The organism is Bacteroides sp. CAG:633, assembly GCF_000435115.1.
In the GTDB taxonomy this organism is placed as follows: Bacteria; Bacteroidota; Bacteroidia; order Bacteroidales; family Bacteroidaceae; genus Bacteroides; species Bacteroides ndongoniae.
Window position 1 is genome coordinate 1 of record NZ_FR883030.1, and the last position, 8667, is coordinate 8667.

General features: G+C 48.7%; 8 protein-coding genes. 5 read left to right on the top strand and 3 right to left on the bottom strand.

Annotated elements, in window-relative coordinates; translation table 11 throughout:
* From QVP67_RS04445 to QVP67_RS04455, 3 genes are all read left to right on the top strand, one after another.
* Positions 1 to 1062 (top strand): outer membrane beta-barrel protein (locus tag QVP67_RS04445; protein ID WP_288179904.1); only part of this gene is annotated, 1062 nt, incomplete at its 5' end.
* Between the two features lie 67 nt (positions 1063 to 1129).
* Positions 1130 to 2074, top strand: coding sequence for a retroviral-like aspartic protease family protein (locus tag QVP67_RS04450; RefSeq protein ID WP_022162350.1), 945 nt, complete (start codon positions 1130 to 1132; stop codon positions 2072 to 2074).
* A 93-nt stretch (positions 2075 to 2167) separates the two neighbouring features.
* A complete protein-coding gene (locus QVP67_RS04455; protein WP_022162351.1) occupies positions 2168 to 2959 on the top strand; it encodes a UDP-2,3-diacylglucosamine diphosphatase in 792 nt (263 codons plus the stop codon).
* On the opposite strand, the gene QVP67_RS04460 is transcribed toward QVP67_RS04455, so the two are convergent.
* Together QVP67_RS04460 and QVP67_RS04465 are read right to left on the bottom strand one after the other, a co-directional pair.
* Positions 2944 to 4113 carry a serine hydrolase domain-containing protein gene (locus QVP67_RS04460; protein WP_022162352.1) on the bottom strand — a complete coding sequence of 390 codons (1170 nt, stop codon included), beginning with the start codon at positions 4111 to 4113 and terminating at the stop codon, positions 2944 to 2946. The genes QVP67_RS04455 and QVP67_RS04460 overlap by 16 nt on opposite strands.
* Positions 4114 to 4117: 4 nt before the next feature.
* Positions 4118 to 5023, bottom strand: coding sequence for a helix-turn-helix domain-containing protein (locus QVP67_RS04465; protein ID WP_022162353.1), 906 nt, complete (start codon positions 5021 to 5023; stop codon positions 4118 to 4120).
* A gap of 167 nt (positions 5024 to 5190) precedes the next feature.
* Between QVP67_RS04465 and QVP67_RS04470 the strand changes: the two genes are divergently transcribed.
* Positions 5191 to 6318, top strand: coding sequence for an aldo/keto reductase (locus QVP67_RS04470; protein WP_022162354.1), 1128 nt, complete (start codon positions 5191 to 5193; stop codon positions 6316 to 6318).
* Between the two features lie 9 nt (positions 6319 to 6327).
* Positions 6328 to 7179 carry an aldo/keto reductase gene (locus tag QVP67_RS04475; protein WP_022162355.1) on the top strand — a complete coding sequence of 284 codons (852 nt, stop codon included), beginning with the start codon at positions 6328 to 6330 and terminating at the stop codon, positions 7177 to 7179.
* A 38-nt stretch (positions 7180 to 7217) separates the two neighbouring features.
* Here QVP67_RS04475 and QVP67_RS04480 read toward each other — a convergent pair whose 3' ends face one another.
* Complete coding sequence (locus tag QVP67_RS04480) at positions 7218 to 8576, bottom strand: sensor histidine kinase (protein WP_022162356.1); 1359 nt, start codon at positions 8574 to 8576, stop codon at positions 7218 to 7220.
* Between the last annotated feature and the right edge of the window lie 91 nt (positions 8577 to 8667).

Here is an 8667-nt window from a genome sequence, read left to right on the forward strand (position 1 = left end):
AAGAACGGCTGGGGGCTGAACTACGGTGCAGTCTACACCACGAGCGTGGACCATTCATACCAGACGTATGAGAATGAAGAATTACAAATGAAGAATGAAGAATCAGTTTTGCCGAACGACGTCAAGTCACGCCGACGTGAGCAGACGCTCAATCTGTATGCTGGTTTCAGCAAATCCTTCGGACAGAAACTGATGACCGATTTCTCACTGGCCGTGGAGCGCTACAAGACACCCGTATGGGACGAGTGGGACGTCTATCCCGTCCTCAATCTGACTTATTTGCCTGCTGACGGACACATCCTCCAGCTTAACTTCAGCAGCGACAAGAGCTATCCCGACTATTGGGCGGTGCAGGACGTCATCTCGTATTTGGGTGGCGGCTACAGCGAGATACACGGTAACCCGTTGCTGAAGCCCGCCATCGACTATTCCACTTCGCTGACCTACATCCTGAAGTCGAAGTACGTCTTCCGTGCCTGGTTTAACCACACTAAGGACCGTGCCGTGCAGACGCTTTACCAGTCGCCCGACGAACTGCTGGAACTATACAAGTACTTGAACTTTGACTTTGAGCAACAAGCGGGCCTGCAAGCCTCCATACCCTTCAAAGCCGGACAGTGGCTCAACTCGCGCCTTACCCTTATAGGCCTTTGGATGCGCCAGAAAGACAGCGACTTCTACGACCTTCCCTTCGACCGCCATCGTCTGTTAGGCATCGCCGTACTGAACAACACTTTCACCCTGAGTCGCAAACCCGACATCCGCCTGACCATCGATGGACGTCTGCAAGGTCGCGCCATACAGGGTATTTATGACATCCCTACCTGTGGCGACCTTTCGGCCACGCTGCGCTATACCTTTCTCGGCGGCAATGCCGTGCTCACCGCTTGGTGTCGCGACATCCTCCAGACTTCGATGCCCTGTCCGCAGATACGCTACGAGCACCAATGGGTGACAAACGAGTACTCTAGTTTCCGCAGTGTCGGCCTTTCCTTCGCCTGGAAGTTCGGCGGCTACAAGGAGAAGAAGCGCGAGGCGGTGGATACGTCGCGGTTCAAATAGGAAAGACGAGGAGGAGATAAAAGGGAGAAGATTGTACTCATGGAAGAATTTCAAATGAAAGAATAATATGAAGAAAACAACATTGCTAAGTTTATGCTTTGCCTGCCTGTTGGGTTTGCCGCTCCGGGCAGAAGTAGTGCCGACAGACACCGTACCCTTTGAACTGGGTGCCGACAAACGTTTGTATGTGACAGTTTATATCAACGGACAGGATGACCGTCCCCTGCGCTTTCTGCTGGATACGGGAGCGACGGATGTGGTGCTCAATTCCAATTCGCCGCGCACCGAAGGGCTGGCTTCCTTTACGGAAAGTGTGGAGAACAATAGTGCCAATTCGGTGGAAACCATTCCTTCCACAGAGCCCTCGCAGGTGGTGAGGATGGGTAGCCGGGCCATTTCCGGCTTGAAACTGATAGCTATTCCTTATCCGCCCGATGCCTGGGACGGTGTGCTGGGGCTGTCTTATCTGAGGAACTTTGATGTCCGTATCGATTATCGGCGGAAATCCATCTTCCTGTATGAATTGGGTGACGGGCAGAAAGCGGCATCGGACAAGGCTGTCAGGCTGAAGATGGATTATCGTCTGGGAGTGCCGGTCGTTCCGGTCGGCGTACGTGTCGGCGGAGTGGATTATCTGGTGTCGGTAGAGGTGGATACCGGTTCCGACCGTGTGTTCGATCTCAATACACCTTTCGTCCATCGCAACGGCCTGCTGGACACACAGAAACCATTTGCCATCTCGCGCATAGCCGGTACGGTGAAGGACGGTGGTGAACTTCAGAATGTGTACTTCGATTCGGTAACACTGGGAGATGCACTGACTTTGCCTCGCATACCCGGTGCCTTTTCTACAGTGACGGCAGGGGTGCAGGCCAGTGACGCGATGGACGGCGTGTTGGGCAACAACTTCCTGCAACGTTTCAACCAGCTCTATGACTTCAAGAACGATTTCCTTTATTTGGAGGTGAACGACCGGCTTTACACTCCTTTCTATGACTTTCTGGTTCGTTGAACAGGAAGTTCATATCATTGTAACGCTTTGTACATACCCCTGACACATCTTGTGTTCATCTTTGTATCAAGAAAAACAACAAGCTGAACAATGATGCGTTTACGTACATTTTATTCTACCATTGTGTTGTCCGACATTCATCTGGGGACATCACATTCCAAAACAACCGAAGTGACTAACTTTCTGAAATCGGTGAACTGCCGCCGTCTGATATTGGATGGAGACATTATCGACGGATGGGCTTTACGCAAGGGGGGCACCCGCAAGTGGCAGGCACGCCATACGGAGTTCTTCAAAGTTATCATGAAGATGATGGAGAAACAGGGAACGGAGGTTATTTATGTGCGGGGCAACCACGATGACTTTCTGGACAGTCTGGTGCCCTTTACCTTCTACAACATCCGCATTGTAAAGGACTTCATTCACGAAAGTCACGGCAAGCGTTACTACGTGACGCATGGCGACATCTTCGATACCGTTACTACAAACATGAAGTGGCTGGCACAGTTGGGCGACTTGGGCTATACCTTCCTGCTGTGGCTGAACAAAATCTACAACAACTATCGTACGCGTCACGGTCAGCCTTACTATTCGCTCTCACAAGCCATCAAGCAGAAGGTAAAGACTGCTGTTTCCTACATTTCCGACTTCGAACAGGAGTTGGTGAAATTTGCCCGTGCCCGCAAGTGCGACGGAGTAATATGCGGACACATTCATCATCCGGCCGATACGTGGTACGATGATATCCATTACCTCAACTCGGGCGACTGGGTAGAGACTATGTCTGCCTTGGCTGAAGACGAAGACGGCAACTGGACGGTCATCCGCTATGGAGAGTTACAGATGGAGCAAACCGGGAATCCGGTTCATCAGATTGCTTCCTGATTCTTCAGTATCTTCATCGCTACATCCATATATCGTGTGATATCGGTTGTTATTTCTCGGTCGTATACATCACAACGTTTACGTCCCAGACGTACGACGATGGCATCCATCTCGGGGATGGCGATGATGTACTGTCCCAACATGCCGCGCAGGTAGGGGCAACGCATGCCTTGATAATCCATGATCCATGTCTGGAAGCCATAATAGCTGAGTGTATCTTTACCCCATTGGTCTTTCAAGTACGAGGCAGGACGCATCAGTTCGTTCATGTAGGCTTCCGATACCAATTGGCGGCCTTGCCAGTTACCATGATGCAGTAACAGGCGGGCAAAGCGGGCTACATCGCGTGCCGTGGTGTGGAAGCAGCAGAAGGCTTTCTCGTCACCGTCTTTCTTGTCCAGCAGCCAGTAGGCATCCCGTTCGGCTTGCATGGGCTTCCAAAGTTTTTCTTCTGCATAGTCACTCAATGTCTGCCCAGTGGCGGCTTCGATAACGAAGGCCAACAGCTGTGTCTCCCCGCTACGGTAGGAGTATTGCACACCGGGTTTATCAATCACTTCCAGGCCGGTTACCAAGTCGTACAAGTCGTTGCCGTAGTAGCCGTGTGTGGTGACGGAGAAAAGCGAAGCATAGGCTTCGTCCCACGCCATGCCGCCACTCATGGTAAGCAGGTGACGCAGAGTGACGTCGGCCTGCATTCCTTTCGTATAGGCAGGAATGTAGCGCGACACGGGATCATCCAGACTGTGTATCTTTCCTTCGTCGAGGGCAATACCGGTCAGCAGTCCTACGATGGTTTTCGTGGCAGAATAGATGTTCGAAGTCAGCGTGTCGTTCCAACCGTCGCGATAGCTTTCAAAGACGATGCTGTCGTGATGGATGACGAGGAAGGATACGGTATGCAGACTGTCCAGATAGTGCGCATCATTCTCCGTCAGCCGGTAGCGGTTATAGTCGGAAGAGAGGGGCCAGTGCCATACGTCATTGGGATTGTGGTGTACCGTATGGCGGTGGAAGGTTTCCAGATCATCGATGACGGGCATCCAATGGATGAGTGCCTGACGGGCATAGTAGGGTAGAGAGGCATAGACGATGGCGAGCACTGCTACCAAAGCGATGAGCACGCGGAGGGTGGTTTCCTTTTTTGTTTTCATAGGTTTACTTTTTGTTCTGGATACTCAGGCAATATTCCGATGGCGTCATTCCTGTTTGTTTTTTGAACATCCGACTCAGATGCTGGGAATATTCAAATCCTAAACTGTATGCTACTTGGGTAACTCCTGTTCCACCAGCAAGCAGATTTTTCGCTTCTTGAATAATATACTGACGGATATGATTGCTTGCCGTATCTCCAGTTGTCTTTTTTATGAGATCGCCAAAATAGTTGGACGACATGCAAAGTTTGTCTGCAAAATACTGAACTGTGGGCAGTCCGAACGATAATTGTAAGTTCTCATCGAAATAATTCCGCAACAGATTCTCGAACTTGATGAGTATATCCGAATTTTCCAGTTTCCGTGTCATAAATTGTCGGTTATAGAACCGTTGGCAAAAATTCAGTATCAGTTCAATGTATCCGACAATGATTGCATCTTGGACGGCATCATGCTTGCGCTCGATTTCCTTATGGGTCTGTTGCATTAGTGTGATGAATAAATCGTGTTCTTCGTCTGTCATGTGCAAGGCTTCGTTGACGCGATAGTCGAAAAACGAATATTCCTTGATTTTCTTTTCCAAATGCGTTCCGTGTAGTAGGTCTGGGTGAAATAGCAAGGCCCATCCTGTCAGATTGACTTCTTCACCGTTATCTTCTTTGCCACCTATCTGGCCGGGAGCTACACAAATGAGTGTCCCTTTATGGTAATCGTATTTCCCACGTCCGTATGCTAAGTCTATTTCTGATTCGTCGTGCAAAAATATTCCATAAACTCCATAGTTATTCAGGCAATGGCGTACAGGCGAAACTTCTGCAAAGTCTATAACGTTGACACATGGATGAAAGTCTGTAGCTCCGACATAGCGGCTGTAATCACTTACGTTTTTTACTTTCAGTATCTTACTCATGAAGTTTATACTAATTTGATGTTCAATCACAAAGATACGTCTTTCTTGTTAGAGAGAGAAGTAAAAAACGGGTTTATATCAGTGAAATGGATACAAACATCCCACTTATTGTCACTTTTGTCTTGTGAGTGCTTTCTAATTTTGCATTAAAATAATGATATACAATTATGAAAAGAAGAGATTTTTTGAAAATGACATCCATATCGACTCTGTTGGCAGCAGGAGAATGGATGGGACTGTCTAACGTATTTGCACAATTTCCATCGAAGTCGGTAAGCGGATATTCAAATGGTGGTTATCAGTCGGACAGTAGCATGGAGCATAGAAAGCTGAAAGGTTTGGATGTTTCTGCTATCGGGCTTGGTTGTTTGCCGATGGTAGGTTATTATGGTGGAAAGTTTGACAAGCGTGACATGATTGCCTTGATACGTCGGGCATATGATAAAGGAGTAACTTTTTTCGATACGGCAGAAGTGTATGGGCCTTATACCAGTGAGGAGTGGGTTGGTGAAGCACTGGCTCCGTTTCGGAAGGAGGTTAAGATCGCCACAAAGTTCGGATTCGGTGTTGAAGAAAGGCAACCGACTGCACTTAATAGTCATCCCGATCATATCCGCCGTGCAGTGGAGGGATCGTTAAAACGTTTGCGTACGGATCATGTTGACTTGTTGTACCAACATCGTGTCGATCCGAATGTACCGATGGAAGAAGTTGCAGGTGTAGTAAAAGATTTGATACAGGAAGGAAAAGTGTTGCATTGGGGAATGTCCGAAGCGAGTGCTTTTTCTATTCGACGTGCTCATGCAATATGTCCTGTTTCGGTTGTGCAAAGTGAATATGCCATTTGGTGGCGCGAACCTGAAACAAAAATATTTCCTACACTCGAAGAGCTTGGCATCGGTTTTGTTTCCTATTGTCCGTTAGGACGTGCATTTCTTACTGGTACGATTGATGAAAACAGCCGGTTCAAACAGGGAGATCGGCGGTGGAATTTGCCACGATTTACTCCCGAGGCTTTGAAACATAATATGCCACTTGTGGCACTTGTCCGTAAATGGGCGCAACGTAAAGGATTGACACCTGCTCAGTTCGCACTTGTTTGGATACTTTCGCGTAAGCCATGGATTGTTCCGATACCGGGAACTACCCATCCCGGTCACTTGGATGACTTCCTTGGTGCAGGAATCATTCGTCTGTCGGCTTGGGAAATGGAGGAATTCGATAAAGAATATGCCCAAATTGATCTGATGGGGCATCGTGCCGATCCGTTTACTGAAAGTCAAATTGATAAATAAGAATAAGCAATGGATTATGTAACATTGAATAATGGTGTACAGATGCCGATGCAGGGATTCGGAGTTTTTCAGGTGTCAGATGCATTTATGTGCGAACAGGCTGTTTCCGATGCCATTAAGGTCGGTTACCGGCTTATTGATACGGCATCTGTGTATGGGAACGAACGGGCTGTTGGTGCTGCTGTTCAAAAAAGTGGTATTCCGCGGCAGAATTTATTCATTACAACCAAAGCATGGATATCAGAAATGGGATACAAGCAAACCATGCAAGCTTTTAAAGATTCGCTTATCCGTTTAGGAATGGACTATATTGATCTTTATCTGATTCATATGCCTTTTAATGACTATTATGGAGCATGGAGGGCCATGGAGGAACTCTATGCGTCAGGACATGTACGTGCTATTGGAGTTTGTAATTTCGAGCCGGATCGCTTAATAGACTTATGTTTGAATGTAAAAACTGTTCCGGCCGTTAACCAGATTGAAGTACATCCTTATACCCAACAGATAGAAGCAATGAAAATTATGCAATCACTTGGCGTACAGATGGAGGCATGGGGCCCTTTGGCTGAGGGTATGAACGGATTGTTCACAAACCCTCTTTTAACCGCTATTGGCCACAAGTATGGCAAATCGGCAGCACAAGTTGTGTTGCGCTGGCATCAGCAGCGTGGGACAGTTGCTATTCCGAAGTCGGTTCACAAAGAACGCATAGAAGAGAATTTTGCCATCAATGATTTCGTATTGAGTCAGGAAGATATGGAGACCATTGCTACGATGGATACTGCTCATCCTACAATTCTTGATTTACATGCTCCGACAGAAATTGAACGTTTGTATCATATCAAACCTATAGGTTGAAAATGTTGGTATAATTATTATAAATGTCTGTATTATAATCAATAGTTGTACGGAAACAGCAGCGTAAATACACTCCCTTCACCGGGACAGGAACGGACGTCGATACTGCCACTGTGCTGGTGCATAATCTGCCGGGCCAGCGTGAGGCCGATGCCCGAACCTCCGGGCTTGGTAGTGAAGAAGGGGACGAAGATACGTTCCTGCACTTCGGGTTCGATGCCTGTACCATCGTCTGTCACGCGAAGAAAGATACGGCCGGTAGAGGTGACACCTGCCGATAGGGTGATACATTTGGCATCGTTCTCGCGGGCATTTTTGATCAGATTGATAAGTACCTGTTCCACCTGTCCTTTGTCGGCCAAGAGGCGGAGTGAGGCAGGAGGTGGCATGAGACGCAAATCGTTCTTATCGGTCTGCATGAATCGGAGGACGTCTTCCAACAGTGTGGCAGCGTCAAGAGGCTGCAGCAGGGGCGAGGGCAGGTGTGATACTTCCCGATAACTGCCTACGAAGCGGGTCAACGCATTCCCTCGTCGGGCAATGGTGGCAAGCATCTGTCGCATGTCTTCCTTGTCTTGTTCGTTGCCTTCCAGTCCGTCTACTTGCTTGCCCAACAATTCGGCTAAGGAGACAATGGGGGTGACGGAGTTCATGATTTCGTGGGTCAGTACCCGTATCAGTTTCTGCCAGGCCAATGTCTCTTGGGTATCCAGTGCCGAATGGATATTCTTCAGGCTGGCAATGACCAGCTTTCGTCCTTGCAGGATGAATTCCATACCCGACAAGGCCAGTTGCGTTCCTTCTTCCTGTTGGTGAACCTGTATTACGTGCAGTGAACCGGGACGCAAGTCACGTAGCAGGCGGGGCAGATCGGGATGGAAAAGGCGTAAATCATCTACAGTCTTGGGGGCTTTCAATATCCAGGTTTCTGCTTGCAGTTCGTTTACGGCTGTGGCCAGCAGACGTGTAGCGGCCTCGTTCTTCCATTCGATGCTGCCTTGTGGCGTATAGACCAGTATGGCGGTGTCAATGTGGTTGGCCAGTGCCTGAAAGTAAAGCAGGCGCCCTTCCTTGCGTTGCAGGTTGGTGCGGTAGTGTTCCAGTGCATCCTGCATGCTGTCCAACAGTTCGGGTGGCAGGCCGCGATGACCGCTTGTCTGGTTGCTGCCGAAGGCTTCGGGAAATTCGGAGTAGCGCACCGACTGAATGAACTGCTCCATGAGGCGTGACGTACGCTTCATATACTGGCAGACAGCCCAGGCAATGCCCAGTGTCAGCAGGGCGGCCAGACACATGTTGATATAGAAACCGTGTACTGCCATCCAGGCTGTAAGGAGGCACGAGGCCAGCAGGGCGGCGGTAAGCAGCAAGGGGGTACGGGTCCAGTGGGTTTTCATATTATTGTTTTTTAGGAGTTGACAAGTTGACGAGTTGACAAGTTAACAAGACTACAAGGCGGTTTCTAAAGACTCGTCAACTTGTTCCCTT

Excerpts from the sequence above, each read along its gene's own strand:
- QVP67_RS04475 (WP_022162355.1), top strand. The coding sequence starts at position 6,328 with ATGGATTATGTAACATTGAATAATGGTGTACAGATGCCGATGCAGGGA.
- QVP67_RS04455 (WP_022162351.1), top strand. The coding sequence starts at position 2,168 with ATGCGTTTACGTACATTTTATTCTACCATTGTGTTGTCCGACATTCAT.
- QVP67_RS04470 (WP_022162354.1), top strand. The coding sequence starts at position 5,191 with ATGAAAAGAAGAGATTTTTTGAAAATGACATCCATATCGACTCTGTTG.
- QVP67_RS04450 (WP_022162350.1), top strand. The coding sequence starts at position 1,130 with ATGAAGAAAACAACATTGCTAAGTTTATGCTTTGCCTGCCTGTTGGGT.
- QVP67_RS04460 (WP_022162352.1), bottom strand. The coding sequence starts at position 4,113 with ATGAAAACAAAAAAGGAAACCACCCTCCGCGTGCTCATCGCTTTGGTA.
- QVP67_RS04480 (WP_022162356.1), bottom strand. The coding sequence starts at position 8,576 with ATGAAAACCCACTGGACCCGTACCCCCTTGCTGCTTACCGCCGCCCTG.
- QVP67_RS04465 (WP_022162353.1), bottom strand. The coding sequence starts at position 5,023 with ATGAGTAAGATACTGAAAGTAAAAAACGTAAGTGATTACAGCCGCTAT.